Annotated in this window: 19 protein-coding genes; 5 read left to right on the forward strand and 14 right to left on the reverse strand. The window is 71.0% G+C overall.

Annotated elements, in window-relative coordinates:
- Positions 1–50 precede the first annotated feature (50 nt).
- The 3 genes from ACFVUT_RS12700 to ACFVUT_RS12710 form a co-directional block, all read right to left on the reverse strand.
- Positions 51–1,793, reverse strand: coding sequence for a pyruvate dehydrogenase (locus ACFVUT_RS12700; protein ID WP_389651919.1), 1,743 nt, complete (start codon positions 1,791–1,793; stop codon positions 51–53).
- Positions 1,794–1,858: 65 nt separating this feature from the next.
- Positions 1,859–3,655: a protein phosphatase 2C domain-containing protein gene (locus ACFVUT_RS12705; protein WP_389651917.1), complete on the reverse strand. Its 1,797-nt coding sequence runs from the start codon at positions 3,653–3,655 to the stop codon at positions 1,859–1,861.
- A 126-nt stretch (positions 3,656–3,781) separates the two neighbouring features.
- Positions 3,782–7,546 carry a S8 family serine peptidase gene (locus tag ACFVUT_RS12710; protein WP_389651914.1) on the reverse strand — a complete coding sequence of 1,255 codons (3,765 nt, stop codon included), beginning with the start codon at positions 7,544–7,546 and terminating at the stop codon, positions 3,782–3,784.
- 210 nt (positions 7,547–7,756) lie between these two features.
- Between ACFVUT_RS12710 and ACFVUT_RS12715 the strand changes: the two genes are divergently transcribed.
- From ACFVUT_RS12715 to ACFVUT_RS12725, 3 genes are all read left to right on the forward strand, one after another.
- Entirely contained in the window at positions 7,757–8,746 is a 990-nt protein-coding gene (locus ACFVUT_RS12715; protein WP_389651911.1) for a helix-turn-helix domain-containing protein, read from the forward strand.
- 128 nt (positions 8,747–8,874) lie between these two features.
- A complete protein-coding gene (locus ACFVUT_RS12720) occupies positions 8,875–9,357 on the forward strand; it encodes a DUF456 domain-containing protein (protein WP_389651908.1) in 483 nt (160 codons plus the stop codon).
- Positions 9,358–9,751: 394 nt separating this feature from the next.
- On the forward strand, positions 9,752–11,893 hold the full coding sequence (locus ACFVUT_RS12725; RefSeq protein WP_389652318.1) for a glycoside hydrolase family 95-like protein: 2,142 nt from the start codon (positions 9,752–9,754) through the stop codon (positions 11,891–11,893).
- An 8-nt stretch (positions 11,894–11,901) separates the two neighbouring features.
- Here ACFVUT_RS12725 and ACFVUT_RS12730 read toward each other — a convergent pair whose 3' ends face one another.
- Together ACFVUT_RS12730 and rsgA are read right to left on the reverse strand one after the other, a co-directional pair.
- On the reverse strand, positions 11,902–13,251 hold the full coding sequence (locus tag ACFVUT_RS12730; RefSeq protein ID WP_389652316.1) for a DNA-3-methyladenine glycosylase 2 family protein: 1,350 nt from the start codon (positions 13,249–13,251) through the stop codon (positions 11,902–11,904).
- A 70-nt stretch (positions 13,252–13,321) separates the two neighbouring features.
- Positions 13,322–14,503: a ribosome small subunit-dependent GTPase A gene (gene rsgA / locus ACFVUT_RS12735; protein ID WP_389651905.1), complete on the reverse strand. Its 1,182-nt coding sequence runs from the start codon at positions 14,501–14,503 to the stop codon at positions 13,322–13,324.
- A 391-nt stretch (positions 14,504–14,894) separates the two neighbouring features.
- Here rsgA and ACFVUT_RS12740 point away from each other — a divergent pair, with 391 nt between their 5' ends.
- Positions 14,895–15,395, forward strand: a complete 501-nt coding sequence (locus tag ACFVUT_RS12740) for a DUF5949 family protein (RefSeq protein ID WP_389651902.1) — start codon at positions 14,895–14,897, stop codon at positions 15,393–15,395.
- A 163-nt stretch (positions 15,396–15,558) separates the two neighbouring features.
- On the opposite strand, the gene ACFVUT_RS12745 is transcribed toward ACFVUT_RS12740, so the two are convergent.
- From ACFVUT_RS12745 to ACFVUT_RS12770, 6 genes are all read right to left on the reverse strand, one after another.
- Positions 15,559–15,969, reverse strand: a complete 411-nt coding sequence (locus tag ACFVUT_RS12745; RefSeq protein WP_389651898.1) for a rodlin — start codon at positions 15,967–15,969, stop codon at positions 15,559–15,561.
- A 119-nt stretch (positions 15,970–16,088) separates the two neighbouring features.
- Positions 16,089–16,289: a hypothetical protein gene (locus ACFVUT_RS12750; RefSeq protein WP_389651895.1), complete on the reverse strand. Its 201-nt coding sequence runs from the start codon at positions 16,287–16,289 to the stop codon at positions 16,089–16,091.
- 312 nt (positions 16,290–16,601) lie between these two features.
- Positions 16,602–17,012, reverse strand: a complete 411-nt coding sequence (locus ACFVUT_RS12755) for a rodlin (RefSeq protein WP_389651892.1) — start codon at positions 17,010–17,012, stop codon at positions 16,602–16,604.
- 186 nt (positions 17,013–17,198) lie between these two features.
- Positions 17,199–17,489 (reverse strand): hypothetical protein, encoded by a 291-nt coding sequence (locus ACFVUT_RS12760; RefSeq protein WP_389651889.1) that lies wholly within the window; start codon positions 17,487–17,489, stop codon positions 17,199–17,201.
- Positions 17,490–17,802: 313 nt separating this feature from the next.
- A complete protein-coding gene (locus ACFVUT_RS12765; RefSeq protein ID WP_389651886.1) occupies positions 17,803–18,036 on the reverse strand; it encodes a chaplin in 234 nt (77 codons plus the stop codon).
- Between the two features lie 298 nt (positions 18,037–18,334).
- Complete coding sequence (locus ACFVUT_RS12770; RefSeq protein ID WP_389651883.1) at positions 18,335–18,736, reverse strand: rodlin; 402 nt, start codon at positions 18,734–18,736, stop codon at positions 18,335–18,337.
- Positions 18,737–19,157: 421 nt separating this feature from the next.
- Here ACFVUT_RS12770 and ACFVUT_RS12775 point away from each other — a divergent pair, with 421 nt between their 5' ends.
- A complete protein-coding gene (locus tag ACFVUT_RS12775) occupies positions 19,158–19,901 on the forward strand; it encodes a chaplin family protein (RefSeq protein WP_389651880.1) in 744 nt (247 codons plus the stop codon).
- A 142-nt stretch (positions 19,902–20,043) separates the two neighbouring features.
- Here the strand turns inward: ACFVUT_RS12775 and ACFVUT_RS12780 are convergent, their stop codons facing one another.
- The 3 genes from ACFVUT_RS12780 to ACFVUT_RS12790 are packed head-to-tail and all read right to left on the reverse strand — an operon-like array spanning position 20,044 to position 23,938.
- Positions 20,044–20,979, reverse strand: a complete 936-nt coding sequence (locus tag ACFVUT_RS12780; protein WP_389651877.1) for a dihydrodipicolinate synthase family protein — start codon at positions 20,977–20,979, stop codon at positions 20,044–20,046.
- A complete protein-coding gene (locus ACFVUT_RS12785) occupies positions 20,976–21,974 on the reverse strand; it encodes an oligopeptide/dipeptide ABC transporter ATP-binding protein (protein WP_389651874.1) in 999 nt (332 codons plus the stop codon). The genes ACFVUT_RS12780 and ACFVUT_RS12785 overlap by 4 nt, the downstream gene beginning before the upstream one ends.
- Positions 21,971–23,938: a dipeptide/oligopeptide/nickel ABC transporter permease/ATP-binding protein gene (locus ACFVUT_RS12790; RefSeq protein ID WP_389651871.1), complete on the reverse strand. Its 1,968-nt coding sequence runs from the start codon at positions 23,936–23,938 to the stop codon at positions 21,971–21,973. Before ACFVUT_RS12790 ends, ACFVUT_RS12785 begins: the two co-directional genes overlap by 4 nt.

Below are 23,938 nucleotides of genomic sequence, written 5' to 3' on the forward strand. Positions count from 1 at the left end.
GAGCCTGTCGGGTGACCTTCGGCCGCCCGGTCGGAGGTCACCCGACAGGCTCAGGGGCGGGGCACGTTCCGCAGGTTGGAGCGGGCCATCTGGACCATCCGGCCGACTCCGCCGTCCAGCACGATCTTGCTGGCGGAGAGCGCGAAACCGGTCACCATGTCCGCGCTGATCTTCGGCGGGATGGACAGCGCGTTGGGGTCGGTGACCACGTCGACGAGCGCCGGACCCTTGTGCTTGAACGCGTCCTTGAGGGCGCTTTCGAGCTGCTTGGGCTTCTCCACCCGTACGCCGTACGCCCCGGCCGCCCGGGCGATCGCCGCGAAGTCCGGGTTCTTGTTGGTCGTACCGAACGACGGCAGGCCGGCCACCAGCATCTCCAGCTCGACCATGCCCAGCGAGGAGTTGTTGAACAGGACGACCTTCACCGGCAGGTCGTACTGCACCAGGGTGAGGAAGTCGCCCATCAGCATGCTGAATCCGCCGTCGCCGGACATCGACACCACCTGTCGGTTCCGGTCGGTGAACTGGGCGCCGATGGCCTGCGGCAGCGCGTTGGCCATCGAGCCGTGGCTGAACGAACCGATGACGCGGCGTCTGCCGTTGGGCGACAGATAGCGGGCGGCCCACACATTGCACATGCCGGTGTCGACGGTGAAGACGGCGTCCTCGTCCGCCAGGTCGTCCAGCACCGCGGCGACGTACTCCGGGTGGATCGGGACGTGCTTCTCGACCTTGCGGGTGTACGCCTTGACCACGCCCTCCAGCGCGTCGGCGTGCTTCTTCAGCATCCGGTCGAGGAACTTGCGGTCCGTCTTGGTCCTGACCTGCGGGGTGAGACAGCGCAGTGTCTCGCGGACATCGCCCCAGACGGCCAGATCCAGCTTGGAGCGGCGGCCGAGGCGCTCGGGGCGCACATCGACCTGGACGATCTTCACATCGGTGGGGAGGAACGCGTTGTACGGGAAGTCGGTGCCGAGCAGGATGAGGAGATCGCACTCGTTGGTCGCCTCATAGGCGGCTCCGTAGCCGAGCAGTCCGCTCATGCCGACGTCGTACGGGTTGTCGTACTGGATCCATTCCTTGCCGCGCAGCGCGTGCCCCACCGGAGCCTTCACGCGCTCGGCGAACTCCATCACCTCGGCGTGGGCGCCCGCCGTGCCGCTGCCGCAGAACAACGTCACCCGTTTCGCCTCGTCCACCATGCGGGCGAGCTTCGCGATCTCCTCGTCGCCCGGCCGTACCGTCGGGCGCGAGGTGACCAGGGCGTGTTCGACCGACTTCTCCGGGGCCGGCTGCGAGGCGATGTCGCCGGGCATCGACACGACGCTGACACCGCCCTGGCCGACGGCGTGCTGGATGGCCGTCTGGAGGAGCCGGGGCATCTGCTGCGGGTTGGAGATCATCTCGTTGTAGTGGCTGCACTCCTGGAAGAGCAGCTCCGGATGGGTCTCCTGGAAGTAGCCGAGACCGATCTCGCTCGACGGGATGTGCGAGGCGAGCGCGAGGACCGGTGCCATCGAGCGGTGGGCGTCGTAGAGGCCGTTGATGAGGTGCAGGTTGCCGGGGCCGCAGGATCCGGCACAGGCCGCGAGCGAGCCGGTGATCTGGGCCTCGGCCCCGGCGGCGAACGCGGCGGTCTCCTCGTGCCTGACCTGGATCCAGTCGATGGCCGCGTTGCGGCGGATGGCGTCGACGACCGGGTTGAGGCTGTCGCCGACGACGCCGTACATGCGGGTGACGCCCGCCCGCACGAGGATGTCGACGAACTGCTCCGACACGTTCTGCTTGGCCATGGGTGCGTACCCTTTCCGCGTTTCGGCTTCCGGACTCCGCATCCATCAACCCATGGCGCGGGCGGTTACGCCTCCCAGACGGCGGCACTCGTACGGTCGTCGGCGTATCCCTTCACCCTGAGCTGGGTGTCCGCCAGGAACGCCGTGAGACCGGGTGCCCGGTCGTGCGTCCAGCGTGCGGCGAGCTCCCGGGCGAGGGCGGGCTCGCCGCGCAGCGGTTCGGCGAGACCGGTGCTGCACAGCAGCAGGGTGTCCCCCGGCCGGGCCACGGACGCCCGGAACCGGAACGGCTCGGCGGGGCGGGCGGGCGCGCCCTCGGCACCGGGCGACGGGGGCGCGGTGACGCCCGGGGCCATGGTGAGGTGGTCGTCGGCGAGGGGTCCGCTCCCGGGCGGCAGGGAGCCGAAGCCGACCACGGCTTCCCCGCTGATGCCGGCCGCCGCCGGAACCTCGGGTTCGAGGTCCCGCCAGACGCCGTCGCGCAGGCGGAAGAGGCCGCCGGATCCGACGCCGAAGAAGACTCTGGTGCGGCAGTCGGGGTCCGCCGACAGCAGGAGGCAGCGCAGGTCCACCGTGTACTCCCACGGGTCGAGGCCCAGTTCGGCGGCGCGGGCGCGCAGTGTGCCGTAGCCGCGGTCGGTGAGGCGGTGCAGGCCGGACTTGAGGTCGCCGCGGCGTCCGGCCCTTATGTCCTCGGAGAGCCGTGCGTGGCTGCGGCCGACGGCACGGCCGATCCAGCGGCAGGCGTCGGCCGCCGCCAGATGCGCGTGCTCCGTGGCACGGGCCCCGGTGGCGACGGCGACCAGGACGAGCGCGCTCCTGCCGGTGCCGAAGCGGGCGGTGAGCAGTGCGTCGCGACGGGGCTCGCCCCGGAACCGTGCGGAATCCCCGCGCACGGAGGCGGCTCGCAGGGTGTACGTGCCGTACTGGGCGCCGTCGAGCACGGTGTCGGCGACGAGGTCGTCCAGCTCGTCGGGGGCGGTGGCGGGCAGCGCCGTGGGCTCGGCGTCGTAGGTGGGTGGCCGGTCACCCACATGGCCGATCACTGGGCGGTACGGGGCAGACGCGGGTGCGGTCGCCTCGTCGGGCGCGGGGGTCTGCGGCCGAGCCGGTGCGGGGGTGGTCGCGTCGTCGGGGTCGGGGTCGGGGTCGGGGGGCAGGGTCCAGGCCGGTGCGGTGGCGGGGGCCTGCGGGGCGACGGGGCTCTCACCGACCGGCCGCCTGGGCAGCGACGGAACCGGCGGAACCGGAACTTCGGCGACGGGCGGTTCGGGTGTCCGCTCGGCTTCTGCCACCGGGTCCGGCTCCGGCGGCAGGTCGGGAGCCGCCGGAGGAACGGCCGGCACGCGCGGCACGGCGAAGGTGCGCGGCTGCGCCGGGCCGGCCGGGGACGCCCCCGGGGCGCGTGAGGCCGCATCGGGCGGCTCCCACGGAGCACGCACCCGCATCGTCTCGGGCACCGCGGGCGCGGACTGCGGAGGCGGCGAAGCCCCGGCCGACTCGGCACGGACCGGAGCGGCCGGGGCGGGCGGCTCAGGCGGGGCGGGCGGGGCGGATAGCTCGTGCGGCTCAGGCGGCTCAGGCAGCGGCGGGCCGGACCAGGCACCCGCCAACACCGCCGGAGGCGGAAGCGGGGGCGCGGCCCCCTCGCCCGTCCCGTCCGCCCCGCCCCTCCCGGCCCCCTCGCCCGTCCCGTCCGCCTCCCCCGGCGCACCGGAACTCACCGCTTCCGACGCCGAGTCGAAGCGGTCGTCGAGGCTGTCGCCCGCGTGGCTCGCCCCGGTGTCCCTGGCGGTCTCGTCGTACAGCCTGCGCCACCAGTCGTCCTCGTGGGCGGCGGGCCTCTCCCCCTGCTGACTCATGCCCTTATTGTCCACGGCACGGCCCGTACGAAAACGGGTCATCCGGAAAGAGCGGCCATGAAAAAGGTCCGCCGGGCGGCCCCACCCCCCACGGGAAGGACGCCCGGCGGACCGGTCAAGGCGTGATCAACGCACGGCGTACGCGTCGGTCACGGTCTGGATGACGGAGTTGCCGTTGGCGTCCGTCAGTTCGGTCTTCAGCGTGACCGGCTTGCCGGCCGCGCCCGCGTGGTTCACGGTCGCGGTCCAGTTGCCGCCGCGCTGTGCGGTGGTGGCACGGGTCCAGGTCGCGCCGCCGTCGTACGAGTAGGAGACCGCGGCGGCGACCAGCTTGCCGGGAGTGTAGCCCGCGTGGCCGGTGGCGCTCAGGCCGATCGTCTGACCGTCCTTCGCCGGAAGGGACTTGAGCCCGTCGGATGCCAGGTCGTAGCCCGGGAAGAGCAGCGGAATCCCCTGCGAGTACACGTTCTCGTCCCGCTTCGAGCGGAACTTCCAGGTGGTCTCGGTCTGGGTGGACCGCTTCCACACGGCGGCGGGCTGACCGAACTTGAAGGTGTGCAGGGTGAGTTCGTACGCCGCGTCCTCGGCCGGGACGTCGAACACCCCGGACGGCCAGCCGCTCTCGCCGAGGACCTTGCCGCCGCTGGTGAGCGTCATGCCGCCCAGGTCTCCGAAGGAGCCCTGGATGCCCTGGTGCTCGGTGTCGCCCCAGAAGCCGGGGGCGACGCCGATCTGGTTGTCCTGACGCTCGGCCGCGAGTACTTCCTTGCCCTGGGCGTCACGCGGAGTGGACGGGCCGACGATTCCCCGGTACCAGTTCTCGGTGCGCTGCGATCCGGCCTCGTAGGTGCGGGCCGGGTCGACCATGGCCTCGCCCCACGGGAAGCTGGAGGAGAGGTAGCGCTCCCAGGCGGTGTCTCCCGCCGAGTAGTACTCGGTGCGCTTGCCCGGGACGGCGACGGTGTCGAACGCGGCGGAGAAGCGCCCGCCGTACGGCCGTTCGTAGACCATCGAGTCGATGTAGTCCGCCGCGACGCCCATCGCCTCGTACGTGGCGGTGGACGTGCCGAGCTTGCGGTCACGGACCTTGTACGTGCGGTCCGAGGTGACCGGGCCGGTCTCGGGGAAAGCGAGGTTGTAGACGAACGGGCTGGCGGCCGTGGCCTTCCAGCGCAGCTTCACCGGACCGTCGGCCAGGGCGGCGGTCAGTCCGGCGGCCTCGGCGGCCTCGACCGCGAGGGTGGGTACCGGCGCGGCGCCGTAGCCGACGGACGGCTGCCAGATGCCGGCGGACGGCCGGTGCACGATGATCGCCTTCGCTCCGGCGGCCTGGGCGTTGCGTGCCTGGGTGATCACGGATCCGGTGTCGGGGACCTTCACCAGGGCGATCTTGCCAAAGACCCCTGCGGCCGCCAGCTCTGCGGGAGTTCCGGTGCCCGCGTCGACGAGGGCGGCCTCGTCCGTCCCGTCGAGGTTGACGGCGCCGGTGCTCGCCGTCCTCGGGTGCAGCTCGGCACCGCCGACGACCGACAGCTTCTCGATCTGCGGGGCGTACGCACGCCAGAAGCTGGTGAACTCGAAGTCGCCGTCACCGGCCCGGCCCTCGACGTCGGCCAGGTAGTTCTTCACCGTGCCGGTGCCGGTGAGGGAGCCCGAGTGCAGCCAGATGCCGTCCCAGGTGCGGCCGAAGGCGAGGGTGGTGGAGCGGTTCTCGGAGGTGCGGTCCTCAGTCCTCACCTGGAGCCGGTGGGCCTTGCGGGCGTCCAGGACCAGGGTGGTGTCCTTGGTGACGTTCAGCTGCGGCCTGGCGAGGTAGCCGACGGACTCGACCATCTTGCCGGTGGCGTCGTTCAGGTCCGGCGAGGTCACGAAGCTGGAGACGAAGTACGCGCCGGGGCGCACCTGGTAGACCTGATCGGTGGCGCCGTCGTTGAAGCGGCGCTCGCCGCTGGAGGTGTCGGTGCCGATGACGTCGAGCGAGGACGAGCCCGCTGCGGGCTTGCCCGTGCGGTCGATGAGCTTGACGCGGAGGGTGACCGTCTCGGCGCCGACGTACAGGGAGAACGGGGTGGAGACCTTGACGCCGCCGGCGCCGGTGGCCAGCACGCGTCCGGTGACATCACCGTACTGGGCGGCCTTCAGCTTCGCGGTCGGGTCGATCTTCAGGGGGACCTTGACGGTGGCTCCGGCCGGGACGGTGACGGTGCTCGCGTCGAGCTGGGCCACGGAGGAGCGGACGTCCGAGCCGTCGTTGCCGGTGACGCCCTGGACCTTCAGCGACAGTTTGACCGGCTTGGTGCCGGAGTTGGTGTACGGGACGTCGACCGTGGTGCGGTCGCTCTTGTCCTGCGGCCAGTTGAACGTACCGCCCTGGACGGCGGCGACGCCGACGACCGTGGTGTCGATGGCGGCCTTCACGTCGAGCCGGCCGCCACCGGTCTCGCGTACGTCGCCGGGGATGTCGCTCTTCGCGGACGACACGAGGGCCGCCTTGATCTGCTGAGCGGTCCAGTCCGGGTGACGCTGCTTCACGATGGCCGCGGCGCCCGCGACATGCGGGGTGGCCATCGATGTACCGGACATCGTCCGATAGGCGTAGACGCCGCGTCCGCCCGCGGACGCGGCCGAGATGGCGACGCCGGGAGCGGCGATCTCGGGCTTGAGCGTGTGCGCGCCGATCGCGGGTCCGCGGCTGGAGAACTGGGCCGTGGAGTCGTCGCGGTCGACGGCGCCGACGGTCAGCACGCCGGGGGCGCAGCCCGGCGAGGAGACGGTGTTCAGCGTCGGGCCGGAGTTGCCCGCCGCGATGACGAACAGGGTGTCCTTGCTCCGGGCGAGTTCCTCGGCGGCGACGCTCATCGGGTCGGTGCAGTCGGTGGGCGTCGGGCTGCCGAGGCTCATGGAGACGACGTCGGCCTTCTGGTCGACGGCCCACTGCATGCCGGCGATGATCCAGGACTCGGCGCCGGAGCCGCTGTCGTTGAGGACCTTGCCCGCCAGCAGCTCGGCGCCGGGGGCGACGCCCTTCTTCTTGCCGTCGCTCGCCGCGCCGGTGCCGCCCACGGTGGAGATGGTGTGGGTGCCGTGACCCTGCCGGTCGTCGGTGGTGTTGGAGTCGGTGAAGTTCTTCGAGGCGGCGATCCGGCCCTTGAGGTCGGGGTGTTCGGCGTCGACACCGGTGTCGAGCACGGCGACCTTGGTGCCCTTGCCGTCGTATCCGGCGGCCCAGGCGAGGTCGGCACCGATCTGCTTGGTCGACTTGTCGAGGGTGGCCTGGACCTTGCGGTCGAGCCAGAGCTTCTTCAACCCGGAGGCCGAGCGGGACCGGGTGTTCGTGACGTCCGACCAGAAGTCGGCCGCTTTCGCCTTGTCCGCCTTGAGCGCGACACCGTCGATGGCGTCGAGTGCGAGGCCGCGCTCGGCGCCGCGCGGGGTGGCGGGCGCGGTGCGGGCCGCGCTCTCGCCGTAGACGGCGATCAGCGGAAGCGAGGTGGTGCTCGCGTCGTCGTAGCCCTGGCGGATGAGACCGGTGACGTTGAACAGTTCCTCGTCGACCGTGCCCGCGGCCAGCGCCCCGGTGGCGGTGTCGGGGTAGACGTAGAGGTCCTGGCCGGCCTGCCGGGTCTGCACGAGGGGGACGGTGCCGTCCTCGCGCGGCAGGGCGGTGACCGCCGGGTTGCCGGAACTGTCCCTGCTGACCAGGACCTTGTCGCCGGTGACCAGGGTGACGGTGACCGGCTCGGCCCCCTTGGCCGCGGCGGCCGCGCTGCCGGTCAGCGGTCTCTTCGCGGTCGCGTCGTCCTGCGGCGCTGCCGCGGACGGTGCGATCGCCGTGACGGCCAGGACGGCGGCGGTGGCCGCTCCCAGTGCCGTACGCGATATCGGACGCATCGCTCTCCCCAAGTGAAACCGGAACACCTCTCAACAAACGGTGGCATTCCGGAGGTTGTCGGTACTGCGGTGGCGCCACATTGGCAGAGCGACGGGCGATAAAGGGATGATGTACACGGCGGGTTTACGCCGTGGCCGCTTTCCGCCACGACCGGGCGCCCGACGTCAGTGACATCGCGCGGAATCACCGCGTCCGGGAGGAGTCCGGTCATGCTGGGAGCCATAGGCCTCGACGAGATACAGGAGTCGGCGTACCGCGCGCTGGTGGCGCTGGGCGCCGCGGAGGTCTCCGATCTCGCTCACCGGCTGGCCCTGCCCGAACCGGACACCGAACGGGCCCTGCGCCGCCTGGAACAGCACGGGCTGGCCGCCCAGTCGCCGTCCCGCGCGGGCCGTTGGGTGGCGGCGCCACCCGCGGTGGCGCTGGGTGCGCTGCTGACCCAGCAGCGGCACGAGCTGGAGCAGGCGGAGTTGGCGGCGGCCCTGCTCGCCGAGGAGTACCGGGCGGAGGCCACCGATTCGGCCGTGCACGATCTGGTCGAGGTGGTGACGGGTGCGAGCGCGGTGGCGCACCGTTTCCACCAGTTGCAGTTGGGGGCGACGAGCGAGGTGTGTGCCCTGGTCACCGGGAAGCCGATCGCCGTGAGCGGCATGGACAACGAGTCCGAGGAGCAGGCCGCCACGCGCGGGGTGTCGTTCCGGGTGGTGGTCGAGCGCGAGGTGCTTTCGCTGCCGTCCGGGATCATGGAGCTGTCGGCGGCGCTGAGCCGTGACGAGCAGTGCCGGGTCGTCGACCGGGTGCCCACCAAGCTGGTCATCGCCGACTCGGCGCTGGCGATGGTGCCGTTGACCGGACGTGGCGCGGAGCCGGCGGCACTGGTGGTGCACGCCTCGGGACTGCTGGAGTCGCTGCGGGGACTCTTCGAGGCCGTGTGGCGTGATGCCATGCCGCTCAGGCTCGGCGAGGACAGCCGGCTGGACGAGGAGTCCACCGGGCCCGACGCGACGGATCTGGAGATCCTTTCGCTGCTGCTGGCGGGGCTGACGGACGCGAGCGTGGCGAAACAGCTGGAGCTGGGCCTGCGGACCGTGCAGCGGCGGGTGAAGGGCCTGATGGAGCTGACCGGGGTGTCGACCCGGCTGCAGTTGGGCTGGCACGCGTACGAGCGGGGCTGGGTGTCGCGGACACCACGGCGCTGAACACGGCCCGCCGGACACCCCGGCCCGGCGTTTCCCGCCACGCCGGTGCGGCGCCGAGCCGCGTCGCGGGCCGTCGCGGCGCCCGGCGCTGACGCGCGGGACCGGCCGGACTCCGGCACCCTGGTCAGATGGGTGTGTGGCAGCTCCTCGCGGTCGGCCTCGTCATGCTTCTCGGCCTGGCCGGCGTGCTGGCGCCAGGGGTGCCGGGACAGGCGATCGTGTGGGCCGCCGTGCTGTGGTGGGCGTTGACCGAGAACACTCCGGTCGCCTGGGGCGTACTCATGGGTGCCACCGCGCTGTTGCTCCTGAACCAGGCGCTGAAGCCGCTGCTGCCGTCGCGCCGCCCGCGCGAGTCGGGGGCTCCGCGCAAGACGCTGATGCTGGGCGGGGCCGGAGCGATCGTGGGCTTCTTCGTGGTGCCGGTGGTGGGCGCGATCGCCGGATACGTGGGGGCGATCTACGGGGCGGAGCGGCTGCGGCTCGGCAGCCGCGGGGCGGGGTGGGCATCGGTCCGCTCGGTGATGCGGGCGACCGGTTACGCGGTGCTCGTCGAGCTCTTCGTCTGTCTGCTGGTGACGGGCGCCTGGCTGGGCGCGGTCGTCTGGGCCTGACCCACCCCTCCCTGATCAGTTGGATGGATGCTGTCCACGTACACAGATACACATCGGATCTCTCGCTTCCTATTGACGCAAGGATGCCCCCTGCTTACCTTCCATGCAGGAATAGCTCGGATGAATTGACACGTCAGCGTACGAGCCGCCAGGAGACGCCTTGCTCACAGCACCGGACCCCTCCCGTCTGCCCCGGAACGAAGCCCCGGCCCCCTCCCGAAGAAACGTTCTCGCCACCAGCACCGCGATCGGCGGCGCGCTCGCGGTGGGCGCCGCGTCCGCCCCTGCGCGGGCGGCCGGCCCGGCACCCGCCGCCCCGGCACCGGTCACCGTGCACTCTCCCGCGGACAGCTGGCACACGGTCCTGGACGACGCCGACCTGCTCTGGCAGAAGATGCCGGAGACCTGGTACGAGGGCCCGTATCTGGGCAACGGCCGCCTCGGCTCCGGCATCTACGCCGAACCCGGCGCCACCACCTCGGCCATCCGCTTCAACGTCCAGCACTCCGAGGTCCAGGACCACCGCCCCGAGTTCGGCTCCCTCTTCGGCCTCGCCCGCCTCCCCATCGGCCACTTCACGCTGGAACCGGCCGGCACCATCACGGGCATCGAGTGGCGTATGCGGCTGCGCACCGCCGAACTCGAAGGCACGCTCACCACCACCGCGGGGACTCTGAAGCTCCGCGCCTTCGTCCACTCCTCCGACGACGTGCTCGCCGTGGAGGTCGCCCCGAGCGAGGGCGAGCGGGACTTTCGCTGGGTCTTCCACCCGGCCGAGGCGATCAGTCCGCGCGCCGCTTTCAAACCCCTGCCGGACGGCTACACCGGCAACCCGCCCGCGGTGACCGAACAGCACGGCGGGATCACGGCCGCCGTCCAGCCGCTGCTCGCCGGCGGACGGCACGTCACCGCCTGGCAGGAACGCGCCAGGGACGCGAGCCGCACCCTGTACGTGACGGTCGCGCACTCCCACCCCGGGACGACAGCCGGTGACCGCGCGCTGCGTACCGTCAGGGCCGCCTCCGCACGCCCGTACGATCTGCTGGCCGCGCCCCATCGAGCCTGGTGGGACCGGTTCTACCGGAAGAGCTTCCTGTCCCTGCCCGACGCCCGGCTGCAGCGCTTCTACTGGATCCAGCTGTACAAGACGGCGTCGGCCGCCCGCAAGGACGCGCCCGTGATGGCCACCTCCGGCCCCTGGCTGGAGCCCACCCCCTGGCCGAACACCTGGTGGAACCTCAACGTCCAGCTGGAGTACTGGCTGATCCACGGCTCCAACCACCTGGAACTGGACGCCGTCACCCGTGCCCTGAGCGAATTCCGGGACCAGCTCTCCCGCGAGGTCGCCGCCCCCTACCGGGCCGACTCGGCCGGCATGCCCCGAACCACCGACACCCGTCTGGTCAACGGCGCTTCCGTTCCCGACGGCGGCTACGGCGTCGGCATTCCCGGCCAGGACCCGCCCACCCCCGAAGTCGGCAATCTGACCTGGGCGCTGCACAACGTATGGCTCTCCTACCGCCACACCATGGACGAGTCGATCCTGCGCGACACGCTCTTCCCGCTGCTGCGCAAGGCGGTCAACTACTACCTGCACTTCCTGACGCCCGGCGCGGACGGCAAGCTGCACCTCCCGGCGACGTTCTCCCCCGAGTACGGGGTCAACGCCCCCGACTGCACCTACGACTTGATGCTGCTGCGCTGGGGCTGCCGCACGCTGCTGGACTCGGCGCGGCAGCTCGGTGTCCGGGATCCGCTGACCGCCCGCTGGCAGGAGGTCCTGGCCAGGCTCGCCCCGTACCCGGTCGACGCCAACGGCTTCATGATCGGCGCCGGGGTGCCGTTCGCGAAGTCCCACCGGCACTATTCGCACATGCTCGCCGTCTACCCGCTGTACGAGCTGACGGGCGCGACGCCCGACGAGCGCGCCCTGATCGAGAGGTCCCTCGCCCACTGGGTGGGCTTCGAAGGCGCCCTGCAGGGCTATACCTTCACCGGTGCCGCCTCGATGTCCGCGCTGCTCGGCAAGGGCGAGGACGCACTCACGTACCTCGGCGAGCTGATGAGCCGCTTCATCCAGGCGAACACGATGTACAAGGAGTCGGGACCGGTCATCGAGACCCCGCTCTCGGCGGCCCAGTCACTGCACGACATGGTGTGCCAGTCGTGGGGCGGCACGATCAGGGTCTTCCCTGCCCTGCCCGCCGCCTGGCGGGAGATGACCGTCCATGACTTCCGTACGCAGGGCGCGTTCCTGCTCAGTGCGGTGCGTGAGGAAGGCCGGACCCGCTGGGTGCGGGTGACCAGCGAGGCGGGCGCGCCCTGCGTCGTACGCCATGGCATCGAGGGCTCCGTCGAGATCCGCGACCGGCACGGACACCCGCTGGCCCATGAGGAGTTGGCCGACGGCACGGTACGCATCCCGCTCCGCAAGGGCGACTCGGCACTGATCACGGCGCGGGGCGACCGCCCGGACCTGACCGTCCGCCCGGTCACGGCGAACGGACCGGCGCCACGCTGGGGCCTGCCGGCCTGAGCGAGCGCTCAGAGGCTCAGGTGACGTACGGCGTACGAACGCCAGGGCCGCCACCGGTCCGCGCCGGGCCTCCCGTCCGGATCCACATCGGGGTCGCCGAGCGCACGCATCCTGATGAGCGCCGCGGCTGCCGGGCCGATCCCCGGCAGCCGCAGCAGTGCCTGTTCGGCCTCTTCGCGGTCGGCCCCGGCGTCGAGCCGTACGTCCCCTTCGGCGAGCGCCGTCGCCAGGGCCCGCACCGCCGGGTCCTCCACCGCACCGGCCAGCGCACCCGGCTCGGGAAACACATGCGTGAGCCCACCGCTGGGAACGTCGAGGACCTTTCCGTACGCCTCGACGAGCCGCCCGGCCCCGTCCCCGCCCACCAGCGTCCGCACGGCGAACTCCTCCGGATCCGCGGCACCCGGCGAGCGCAGCCCCGGCCGGGCGGCGACCCCCGGTGCGAGCCGCGGGTCGGCGCCGAGGCGCTCGTCGACGGCGTACGGATCGGCGTCCAGGTCGAAGAGGCGCCGCAGCCGCTGCACCGCCGTCGTCAGGTCCCGCAGGTCCGTGAGGTGGATGCGGGCGTCCAGCCAGGACCCGGCGGACCGCTCGTCGACGGCCACGACGCCCGTGCCGTAGGGGAGGTTCAGGGTGCGCCGGTACGTGCGGGCGCCGGGTGCGCCGACGACCTCCTCGATCCCGGCGACCGTCTCGCCCGCCAGGAGGTCGAAGACCTCACGGGCCGCGTACGGCCCCCGGTGCGCCAGCCGCAGCGGGATCCCGGTGGTGTGCGCCGGCTCCGGTGCCCTTTCCGGTCGCGTCCCGGCCTCGGCGCGCAGCGCGCTCGGCGTGCGGGCGTAGATCCGCCGGATCGTGTCGTTGAACTGGCGCACGCTGGCGAACCCGGACGCGAACGCGATCTCGGTCACGGGCAGCCCGGTCGTCCGGAGCAGCACCCGTGCGGTGTGGGCCCGCTGGGCGCGGGCGAGCGCGACGGGGCCGGCGCCCAGCTCCGCGGTGAGCTGCCGCAGCACCTGGCGTGAGCTGTAGCCGAGGCGTCGGGCGAGGCCGGCCACCCCTTCCCGGTCGACCACGCCGTCGCCGATCATCCGCATCGCACGGCCGACGGCATCGGCCCGGACGTTCCAGGCGGCGGAGCCCGGCACGGCGTCCGGGCGGCAGCGACGGCACGCCCGGAAACCGTTGCCCTGGGCGGCGGCCGCGGTCGGGTAGAAGCGGACGTTCTTCCGCCGGGGAGTGACGGCGGGGCAGCTCGGCCGGCAGTAGATACCGGTCGTTTCGACGGCGAAGAAGAACTCCCCGTCGAAACGGGCGTCGCGGCTGCTCACTGCCTCGTACCTGGTCTCTTCGTCCATCACACCGTCCAGTGTGCGGCACCTCCGGGTGCCGCACCGGCGGTTTTCGGACGCCGTACCGGGGCCGCGGTCAGCGGATCCGGCCCCGCTTCGCGTCCATCGCGGCCCGGCCCTCGGCGCCCTTGCGCTTCCACTCGCGCAGTATTTCCGACCGCACCCGGGCATCGGTCTTGGCGACGATGCGCTGGTTCTCGCGAAGCAGTTTGCGGAAGCTGTCGAGGCGCCGCTCGGGCAGCGAGCCGTCCTCGATCGCCGCATGTACCGCGCAGCCGGGTTCGGACTCGTGGGAGCAGTCGTGGAACCGGCACTGCTCGGCCAGCTCCTCGATCTCGGAGAAGACCTGTCCGACGCCGGTCTCCGCGTCCCAGAGGCCCACCCCGCGCAGTCCGGGAGTGTCGATCAGCACGCCCCCGGAGGGCAGGACCAGCAGATTGCGGGTCGTCGTGGTGTGCCGGCCCTTGCCGTCGACGTCACGGGCGGCCTGCACCTCCATCACGTCACGGCCCAGGAGGGTGTTGGCGAGGGTCGACTTGCCCGCGCCGGACGCGCCGAGCAGCACGCTCGTGCCGCCCGAGACGAGGGCGGCGAACACGTCGAGCCCCTCCCCGGTGGTCGAGCTGACGGGGAGCACCTGCACGCCGGGCGCGACGGCCTCGATGTCCTGGACGAGGTACGCCAGCGTGGCGGTGTCGGGCACCAGGTCGGCCTTGGTCAGGACGACGATCGGCTGGGCGGTGCCGTCCGCGGAAGCGGCGGGCGCCCGGTCGCGCAGCAGTGCATCGCCGCCGGCGCTGGACATGGCGAGCGCGAGGAAGCGCTCCACCCGCCCCAGGTCGAGCTCCACGGCGAGCGAGACACAGATGGCGATGTGGTCGACGTTGGTGGCGAGCACCTGGCCTTCGGAGCGCTGCGACGACGTCGAGCGGACGAAGGCCGTGCGCCGCGGCAGCAGGGTCCGTACGAACTGCGGATCACCGTCGGGGTCGACGGCGACCCAGTCGCCCGTGCAGACGATCCGCATGGGGTCGCGCGGCACGACGAAGGCGGTGTCGGCGCGGAGCGTGCCGTGCGGGGTGACGACATCGCACTGCCCGCGGTCCACACGCACCACACGGCCGGGCAGCAGACCCTGTGCGGCGTACGGGGCGAACTCCGTGGCCCAGTCGTCGTCCCAGCCGTACGGGGACAGCGGGTGCGAGACGGAAGAGCCCTGAAGAGAGGAAGCGGAGGACGGAGAAGACGGGAAAGACAAGGGAAACCCTTCAAAGGGTGGCCCCGGCAACGCGCACACGGGCGCGGAAAGTCACACAGAGGTAGGTCAGCCGGCGACCACGGGGGTGGGAACGATGCTCTTCTGCTTGTGGGCCACGCCCACCGCGACGACAGTCATCAATGTCCTCACCTCCTGGTTCACGCACGGGGCCGGCACCGGCGGTTGTTGTCCGCCGTCCGGAACGCCGCTCACAATAGCCCGCGGCCGTCAGGTGGCGTCAACACATTTTCCCGGGGCGTCCGGACAGGCATCCGAGCAGCCACCGCACGGCGCACCTCACGACCGTATTCATGGGAGATATTCCTGAATCTCCCTCGATCAGGTGATACGCATGCACAACGACCGTTCCCGGCCCGTTAGGGTGCCGAGCATGACCTCACCCCAGACCGCCACCGGCACGTTCACACAAGCCCAGTTGGGCACGATCACGCTGATCGGGTGGAGCGGCGAACACCCCGATGGCAGCCACGACGTCGCCTTCCTTCTCGTCTACTCCCTGGGCGACGGAACGGACGGCCCGGCCGCCGGTGAGGCCGCCATGCGCGTGGCCCTGGACCGCAGCGGACTGCCGGCCGGTGCCGGTCCGGTGTACGCCGCCGAGACCCCGGGTCTCCCGGTGAAGCTGCTCGTCCAGGCCGGCCAGGCGGTCCTGACGCTTCCGCACTTCACCGCGCAGTACACCGCACCGTCCGAGTGGCTGGCCGCGGCAGCCGCGCGCGGCGAGGTGCACGCGATGTTCGCCACCCGTCCGTGGCCCCAGGGTGCACCGGGCCGCCCGGTCGACGAGGACCTGTTGCGGTCCTTCGCGGGTGACCCCGAGGTCATCATGACCTCCGCCCACTGCGTACTTCCGGTGCGCAGCCTGGGCTGAGCCGCCCCCGAACACCAGATGCCCACCGCCCCCCGTGGAGCGGTGGGCATCGTCATGTGCGAAGCCCTGGGGACATGCCCCGGGTTCTGCGCTGCGGTGCCGTACACCGCAGTGCGGGCGACCGCGCGACGGATGCGCGCGATCGCCCGCACTCAGGTGCGCGTCAGTTGTTGGCGATTCCGTTGCCGGCGAGCACCGGGATGTTGCTCAGGATGTGCGACAGCGGCTCGTCGCCCTTGGCCTGGGTCGAGTTCTCGGCGCACTGCTGGTTCTGCGGCGAGGCCAGGACGTTGACGTCCTGGACCGCGACCGGCACCAGCACGCCGACGAGCGCACCGGCGTTGGCCTTGAGGGGCAGGCCGACACACGCCTTGTTCAACGTGCCCTGCACGAGCTGCACCTGCGGGCTGCCGTCGCCCCGGGTCACGCTGTTGCCGAACGAGTCCACGGCGCCGTTGCCGTTGACCGACGTGGTGCCCTCGTCGTTGCCGACCGCCATGGCCGAGGGGGCCGCGGCGGCCGACAGGCCGACCAGGGACACGGCCACAGCTGCGCCGGCCATCATCTTCTTCATCACGCTTCACCTTTCGGAGCGTTCCTTGTGGAACGTAGTGATCAACCCACTATGGAAGCGTCGGTTCCGCTATACCACTCAAATGGGTTCGATCCGGCATGAGTTCGAAGCTTCTTCCGTCATCCGTCGGCTGTCTCGTCGGAAGTGCGGGCGCCGGGAACGCGACGTCCCGCGCAGGGGGCGTCCGGCTGTGCGGACGGCTCCGCCGCCGGCCCGCCGCGGGCCGCCTGCCATTCGGCGAGCAGCCGGTCGTAGATGGGCGTGGCGTCCGGTGCGTGCCGCTGTCGACCGCGGGGGCGTTGGCTGTCGTACTGGTCCATGATCTGCCCCTACCCGGTGCGACGGGTGACGCCTGCCGCCACTACGGCAACCAGCCCAGTGCGCCCGCCCGTTCGAGGGGCCGACGACGCGCCGGACGCACGACGTGGGGCCGGCGCATCCGGGCCGCCGCATGGCTGCCGCGTGGATGTGCCGACCCCACGGTGTCTCACATACTTCGGACAGGTGCGCTCGAAGCCGCCCGCACCGCTGTCCTCGATGCTGTCGAGGAGACGGTGACGAGCGACCGGAGCGCGACGCTGCTAAGGGCTGTCCCGGCCCTGTGTGCCGGGAGGGGCACTGAGGGACAGCACTTAGTTGTTGCCTGCGCCGTTGCCGGACAGGACCGGGATGTTGCTCAGGAGGTGCGAGAGCGGCTCGTCACCCTTGGCCTGGGTGGAGTTCTCCGTGCACTGCTGGTTCTGCGGCGAGGCCAGGACGTTGATGTCCTGGACCGAGACCGGGACGAGGCCGAGGACCGAACCGACGTTGGCCTTGGCCGGCAGAGCGATGCAGGGCTTGTTCAGCGAGCCCTGGATGAGCGCGAACTGCGGGCTCCAGTCACCGTGGGTGGCGGAGTTGCCGTACGACTGGGCGGCGCCGTTGCCGTTGACCGACGTGGTGCCACCGTCGTTTCCGACGGCCATGGCCTGCGGGGCGATCGCCGCGGAGACACCGACGACCGAAGCAGCGACGGCTGCCGAGGCCATAATCTTCTTGATCATGCACATAGCCCTTCTGGGTTTTACGTTGCCCGCCTGTCCGGAGCGTTCTGATCAACTCACGGCCACGGGGATGGTTGTGCTTTTTCACTCGAACGGGGATCTTGCTTTCCGGCCGTTCGCTGAATACGCCGCACCGGAAGAACGTGGAATTCTTCCTACGAGCGGGGAACTGCGAGGGCGCGAAGGTCAGCCGCCGATCGGCAGCCCGCCCATCAGCGGGGCCGCGTCCCTGGCCGCGCCGGTGGCCGCCCCCGCCAGCTTGGTGACGGTGCCGTCCTTCTGCACCGATTCGGCGGCGCGGCCGACCGTTCCGACGATCGGGTCGACAGCCTGCGGAGCGCTTTCCACCACCTGGTTGACGCCGCCGTTGAGGCTGAAGTTGGGGGCCGTGGCGGTGGTAACGGCGAAGGCGGGAGCAGCCGTTCCCAGAGCGACCACGGAACCGGCAACGAACGCAGCGGTCTTCGCGTACTTCACTTTCGGGTTCCCTTCTGCAGCGGCATATCTGTCGCGTCGCGTACCCGCGCCGCATCAGCCTTGTTGGCTGTATCGTCTACCGCTTTCGCCCTGAGTAACGATGTGGTTGCGACACGGCAACTGGACGGTGCCGCTTTTTCTCCGGTTTTTCTCCGGCACCACTCGATCGATACCGCCCCATCAGTACCGCCCGATCAGTACTGCACGATCGGTACCGCTCGGTCGATGACCGGGAACGAGGAAAGGCCCCGCCACGCATTGCATGCGTGCCGGGGCCTTCCGGTCATGAGCGCTCGGCTCGGACGACCGGAGGTCAGACGTTGGCGCAGGAGTTGCCGAAGGTGGGGTTGAGCAGGCCGATCACGTTCACGCTGTTGCCGCAGAGGTTGACCGGAATGTGGACCGGAACCTGGACGACGTTGCCGGACAGCACGCCGGGGGAGTTGGCGGCGCCGCCCTCGGCACCTGCGTCGGCGAATGCGGGCGCGGCGGCCCCCATGGCCATCAGAGTTCCGGCGGCGATGGCGGCAACCTTGGTGTACTTCACTTTGATCCCTTTCTTCGACGGAGTCCGAAGCGGCCACGTCTTTCGTGCCGCACGAGCGCGGTCCTGATGACTCGTAACTCCGCCGCTGCAATTCGTAACGATTTAGGACCGCAGGTGAAACTCTTCAGGAAGAAAATTCCTGAAAAACCGCCCGAATGACGCAATGTCGATCACTCGATGTCACGGACGGGATCGTCCGGGCATCCGGCATGCCGATGCCGGAGACGGGAAGGCAGCAGGAGGCCCGGGCCGCGCGGAGGAGGAACGCCGGCGGCCCGGGCCTTTCATGGCGGCTGGATCAGCTGTTGCCGGCGCCGTTGCCGGAGAGCACCGGGATGTTGCTCAGGATGTGCGAGAGCGGCTCGTCACCCTTGGCCTGGGTGGAGTTCTCGGTGCACTGCTGGTTCTGCGGCGACGACAGAACGTTGACGTCCTGGACCGCGACCGGGATGAGACCGATGAGCGAGCCGACGTTGGCCTTGGCCGGCAGGCCGATGCACGGCTTGTTCAGGCTGCCCTGGACCAGGCCGAACTGCGGGCTGCCGTCACCGTGGGTCTCGGCGTTGCCGAACGACTGCGAGGCGCCGTTGCCGTTGACCGAAGTCGTTCCGCTGTCGTCGCCGATCGCCATGGCCTGCGTCGCGCCCAGACCGAGGATGGAGGCGGCGACGGCACCCGTAGCCAGAACCTTCTTGATCACGATTAACCCTTCTCGTACTGGATACCCCGTACCGGAGCGCCCTGCCCAACTCTCGACCGGGCGTTTGGTTCTCTCCATTCACCCGAATGCCAAGACTCCTGGACAGGAGTACGAAGCGGCACCACGGGGCCGCAAGGGAATTCGGTTGCTCGATTCTTCCTTTCGATCGTCAACGGACCGCGACCCAAACGGAGTTGAGCCACCGACCCCATCGCGGGCACCGTCAACTCAAACGCGCATGCGTAATCCGTCCGGGTGGTCACAAAACTTCCACGATCTTTCGGGTTTCCTCACCAATTCCTCCTCGTTATCGCTTTATCAGGCGTGAAGTTCTGGCGTTCGCCGAGCAAGGTTTCCGCACCGCCTGCTGAATGAACCGCGAGCGTTCCGCTCGCACGGAATGTCCTAGGAAGGGCAACCAATGCGAAAAGCCTTGAGTAAGAGCGTGCTGGTCGTGGCGGCGGCGTCAGGCGTCCTGACCGCGGCCGGCGGATTCGCGTTCGCGGACGCGTCCGCCGATGGTGCTGCCATCGGTTCGCCGGGGGTCGGCTCGGGCAACGCCGTTCAGGTGCCGGTACACGTTCCCGTCAACGTGTGCGGCAACACGGTCGATGTGATCGGTCTGCTGAATCCCGCGTTCGGCAACGCGTGCGCGAACGAGGGTGGCAGCGGCGGTGCCGGGGGCCAGGGGGCGAGTGCCGAGGGTGTCGCGGCCCAGTCCCCCGGTGTGCTGTCCGGCAACCTCGTCCAGGCTCCGGTGGACGTTCCGGTCAACGCCTGCGGCAACAGCGTCGACGTCGTGGGCGCGTTGAACCCGGCGTTCGGCAACGAGTGCGCCAACGAGAGCGGGCCGCGTCAGGAGCCGCCGGTCGTCACACCCCCGGTGAACGAGCCCCCGGTCGTCACACCGCCCGTGAACGAACCGCCGGTCGTCACACCCCCCGTGAACGAACCGCCGGTCGTCACACCCCCCGTGAACGAGCCCCCGGTGGAGGAACCCCGGACGGTCACGCCCGCTGTGGACGAAGCCTCCACGAGCACGCACGCCATCGGGCAGCTGGCCCACACCGGGGCCGACGGCCTCGGCGCGGCTGCCGGTGCGAGCGCCGCGCTGATGCTCGGCGGTGCGGTGCTGATGCGCCGGGTCCGCCGCTCGCAGGGCTGATCCGCACAGCATCGACCGCATGACGAACAGGTCCGGTCGGACAGCCGATGCTGTCCGACCGGACCTGCCGCGTTCATGGCACGAGAAACGTGCGGCCCGGCACGCCGGTCCGGCGTCGCCGGACACCGGGCTCCGGGGACGCTCAGACCCGGCCGAGACCCGCGCGGTCCAGGCAGTCCGCGATCGTGGCGGTTTCGGCGGCGTCCAGGCGGCGCATCGGCGCGCTCATCGCATTGGTGTCGATGATCCCGCGCAGCATCAGGGCCGTCTTGAAGGCGCCGAGACCCGCGGCGGTGGCGGACGCCGTACCGGGGCGGGCCGCGCGGACGATGTCGAAGAGCTCCACAAGGCGGTCCTGCTCGGCTCCGGCGCCCGTCCAGTCACCGCGGAGCGCGGCCCGGTGGAGACGTACGTATCCGTGCGCGTCGACATTGCCGAGCCCGGGGACGGAGCCGTCGGCGCCGACGAGCATCATCGCGTCGACGACCAGTTCATGCCCGGTGAGCACGGAGAACTCCGGCAGGTCACGGGCGCCCATGGCCAGGCGGCGGAACGAGCCGTCGTCGCCGCTGGAGTCCTTGACCCCGGCCAGTACACCGTCCGCGGCAAGCGGCAGCAGCAGCTCCGGGTCAAGCTTGCTGTGGACACAGACCGGAACGTCGTAGGCCAGGACCGGCAGGTCGAGCGCGGCGGCGACGTCCCGGAAGTGGCGGTCGATCTCGGTGTCGTGCGTACGCGTGTAGAAGGGTGCGGTGACGACGACGGCGTCGGCGCCGAGCCGCTCCACGGCACGGGCCCGCTCGATCGCCCGGTCGGTGGTGGTCTCGATCGCTCCGACGAGAACCGGGACCTGTCCGGCACAGGCGCTCGTGATGATCTCGACGACCTCGTCCTGCCGGCCCGGTGTCAGATAGGCGGTCTCGCCCGAGCTGCCGAGGGCGAACAGGCCGTTGACACCGCCGTCGAGCAGATGCCCCACGACCCGCTCCAGGGAGGACCGGTCGATCTCGCCGTCCTCGGTGAGCGGGGTGACGACGGGCGGGATCACTCCGTGGTAGCGGGGGTTTCGGGTGGTCATGCGGTGCTCCTTGCGGACGGTACGGAGGTCGGACCCCCGGCGGGGCTCTGGGGGTGGACGCAGTGCCAGCGGTGCTCGTGCCGGCCGAGGGCCGGCGCGGGAAAGACCGTGGCGCAGGCCTCGTCCGCCTTCCAGCAGCGGGTGCGGAACGGGCAGCCGGTCGGCGGGTTGGTCGCCGAGGGCACGGGGCCGGTGAGGACGATGCGTTCGGTGGTCTCCAGCAGGCTGGGAGTCGCGGAGAGCAGCGCCTCGGTGTAGGGGTGCGCGGGGGCGCTCGCCACATCGGCCGCGCGCCCTTCCTCGACGATCCGGCCCAGGTAGAGGACGGCGAGGCGGTCGGCGAGATAGCGCACGGTCTGGATGTCGTGCGAGATGAACACCATGCCGAGGCCGAGTCGTTCGCGCAGGTCGACGAGGAGATTGAGGACCTGGGCGCGGACGGACACGTCGAGGGCCGAGGTCGGCTCGTCGGCGACGATCAGTTCCGGTTCGAGGGCCAGGGCCCGCGCGATGGCGACGCGCTGGCGCTGCCCGCCGGAGAGCTGGCCGGGCAGCGCCGCGAGGGTGTGGCCGGGCAGGCCGACCAGGTCGAGGAGTTCCTCGACGCGTGCCTCGCGCGCCTCCCGGGTGCCCCGCCGGTGCACGTCGAGGGGGTCGCGGAGGATGTGACGCACCGTGAGCCGGGGGTTGAGGGCGGTGGCCGGGTCCTGGAAGACGACGCCCACGGCGGAGCCGAAGTCGTCGCGGCGCTGCGCCGCGGACATCTCCCACAGGTCGCGTCCGCGGAAGCGGACCTCGCCCTCGGTGGGCTTCTGGAGTCCGGTCAGGACCCGGGCGAGGGTGGACTTGCCGCAGCCGGACTCGCCGACCAGGCCGACGATCTCGCCCTTCTGGACCTCCAGCGTGGCGTCGGTGAGGGCGTGCACCGCGTCCCGGCGGAAGACTCCGCCGCTGCGTGCCTTGTGGCGTACGTGGACGCCGTCGAGCCTGATCACGGCGTGCTCCCTTCCAGCTGTGCGGACTTCGCCGGGTGGTGGCAGGCGAAGCCGTGGTCGTTCGTGGTGCCGCGCGCGGTGAGTCGGGGCGCGGTGGTGCGGCACAACTCGGTGGCGGCGGCGCAGCGCGAGGCGAAGCGGCAGCCGGTGCCGAAGCCCTGGGGTGCGGGGACGATGCCGCGGATCTGGTGCAGCCGGTCGGCTCCTGCCTCCAGGGAGACCACGGAACCGAGCAGGCCGCGGCTGTAGTGGTGGGTGGGGTCGGTGAGTACGGAGCGAGTGGCGCCGATCTCGGCGAGACGGCCGGCGTACATCACGGCGACGCGGTGCGAGAGGTCCCCGACGAGTGCGAGGTCGTGCGAGACGAGCACCATGGCGAAGCCGAGTTCGTCGCGCAGCCGGACGAGGAGTTCGACGACCTGGGCCTGGACGGTGACGTCGAGGGCGGTGGTCGGTTCGTCGGCGATGAGCAGGCGGGGGTCGCGGGAGAGTGCCATGGCGATCAGGACGCGCTGGCGCTGGCCGCCGGAGAGCTCGTGCGGGTAGCTGCGCAGGGTGCGTTCGGGTGCGAGTCCGACGAGTTCGAGGAGTTCGGCGGGGGTCTTCGTGCCGCCGCGCGAGGTGAGCTGCTTCAGTTGCGTGCCGACGAGGACGGACGGGTTGAGGGAGGAGAGCGCGTCCTGGTAGACCATCGCGATCTCCGGGCCCATCAGTGCGCGGCGCTCCTTCGGCGGGAGTTTCAGCAGGTCCCGGCCGCGATACAGGATCTCGCCGCTGACCTCGGCGTTCCGGGCGAGCAGGCCCATGACGGCGAGGCTGGTGATGGACTTGCCGCAGCCGGACTCACCGACGAGGCCGAGGGTTTCGCCCTCGTGGACGGTGAAGTCCAGTGAGTCGACGACGGGGATGTCCCCGTAGCGGTCGGGGAAGCGGATCGCCAGGTCCCGTACGACGAGCAGTTCGGCGGCGTCCTCCCGTACCGGGGTGAGGGGCGGCTCGGTGGCGTTGACGCGGTCGGCGAGCTTGGTGAGGGCTGCGTCGATGTCCACGGTCGAGGCCGCTTCGACCGGGTCGGTGGCGGTGGCCGGGGCCGGGTCCGCGGATGCCTTGGCTCGCTTGGGCGCGGCGGAGGCGTCGGTGAGGCCCTCGGAGAGGATGTTGAGCGCGAGGACGGTGACCAGCAGCGCGAGGCCGGGGAAGAAGGTGGCCCACCAGCCGCCGGCGAGCAGGATCTGCCGACCGTAGGCAAGGACGCTGCCCCAGCTGGGGTCGGGGTCCTGCACTCCGGCTCCGATGAAGGAGAGGCTGGCCTCGAAGATGATCGCCTCGGCGACCATGACGGTGGCGAACACCATGACCGGCGCCATGCAGTTGACGGCGACGTGACGGAACACGATGTAGCCGCGCCGGGCCCCGATGACCTTCTCGGCCGCGACGTAGTCCTCGCCGTACTGGGACAGCACGTTGGCGCGCACCACCCGGGCCAGCGACGGGGTGTACACGAACGCGATGGTGAAGATGATCACGGGGATGCTGGTGCCGAAGACCGAGACGAGCACCGCGGCCAACGCGATCGGCGGGAAGGACATCACGATGTCGAGGGTCCGCATCACCGACTCGTCGCCGAGCTTGCGGGACGTGGCGGCGACGGAACCGAGCAGCGCGCCGGCGACCAGTGCCACGGCGGTGGAGCCGAGGCCGATGGTCAGGGAGTAGCGCGAGCCGTGCACGACCCGGGCGAAGACGTCGCGGCCGGCCCGGTCGGTGCCGAACCAGTGGGCGCCGCTCGGGGCCTGGACCGGGGTGCCGGTGGTCAGCGGGTCCTGGGTGAGCAACGGGGCGAGGACGGCGCCGAGTATGACGACCAGCAGCACGCCGAGGGCGATGCGGGAGGTGACCGGGAGGGCGCGGAAGGCGATGCCCGGTCGGGAGAGTTTCGTGGCCAGACGGCCGGTGGCGAACAT

This window comes from Streptomyces sp. NPDC058051 (assembly GCF_042885475.1).
Taxonomy (GTDB): Bacteria; Actinomycetota; Actinomycetes; order Streptomycetales; family Streptomycetaceae; genus Streptomyces.

Excerpts from the sequence above, each read along its gene's own strand:
- ACFVUT_RS12700 (WP_389651919.1), bottom strand. The coding sequence starts at position 1,793 with ATGGCCAAGCAGAACGTGTCGGAGCAGTTCGTCGACATCCTCGTGCGG.
- ACFVUT_RS12705 (WP_389651917.1), bottom strand. The coding sequence starts at position 3,655 with ATGAGTCAGCAGGGGGAGAGGCCCGCCGCCCACGAGGACGACTGGTGG.
- ACFVUT_RS12710 (WP_389651914.1), bottom strand. The coding sequence starts at position 7,546 with ATGCGTCCGATATCGCGTACGGCACTGGGAGCGGCCACCGCCGCCGTC.
- ACFVUT_RS12715 (WP_389651911.1), top strand. The coding sequence starts at position 7,757 with ATGCTGGGAGCCATAGGCCTCGACGAGATACAGGAGTCGGCGTACCGC.
- ACFVUT_RS12720 (WP_389651908.1), top strand. The coding sequence starts at position 8,875 with ATGGGTGTGTGGCAGCTCCTCGCGGTCGGCCTCGTCATGCTTCTCGGC.
- ACFVUT_RS12725 (WP_389652318.1), top strand. The coding sequence starts at position 9,752 with ATGCCGGAGACCTGGTACGAGGGCCCGTATCTGGGCAACGGCCGCCTC.
- ACFVUT_RS12730 (WP_389652316.1), bottom strand. The coding sequence starts at position 13,251 with ATGGACGAAGAGACCAGGTACGAGGCAGTGAGCAGCCGCGACGCCCGT.
- ACFVUT_RS12740 (WP_389651902.1), top strand. The coding sequence starts at position 14,895 with ATGACCTCACCCCAGACCGCCACCGGCACGTTCACACAAGCCCAGTTG.
- ACFVUT_RS12745 (WP_389651898.1), bottom strand. The coding sequence starts at position 15,969 with ATGAAGAAGATGATGGCCGGCGCAGCTGTGGCCGTGTCCCTGGTCGGC.
- ACFVUT_RS12750 (WP_389651895.1), bottom strand. The coding sequence starts at position 16,289 with ATGGACCAGTACGACAGCCAACGCCCCCGCGGTCGACAGCGGCACGCA.
- ACFVUT_RS12755 (WP_389651892.1), bottom strand. The coding sequence starts at position 17,012 with ATGATCAAGAAGATTATGGCCTCGGCAGCCGTCGCTGCTTCGGTCGTC.
- ACFVUT_RS12775 (WP_389651880.1), top strand. The coding sequence starts at position 19,158 with ATGCGAAAAGCCTTGAGTAAGAGCGTGCTGGTCGTGGCGGCGGCGTCA.
- ACFVUT_RS12780 (WP_389651877.1), bottom strand. The coding sequence starts at position 20,979 with ATGACCACCCGAAACCCCCGCTACCACGGAGTGATCCCGCCCGTCGTC.
- ACFVUT_RS12790 (WP_389651871.1), bottom strand. The coding sequence starts at position 23,938 with ATGTTCGCCACCGGCCGTCTGGCCACGAAACTCTCCCGACCGGGCATC.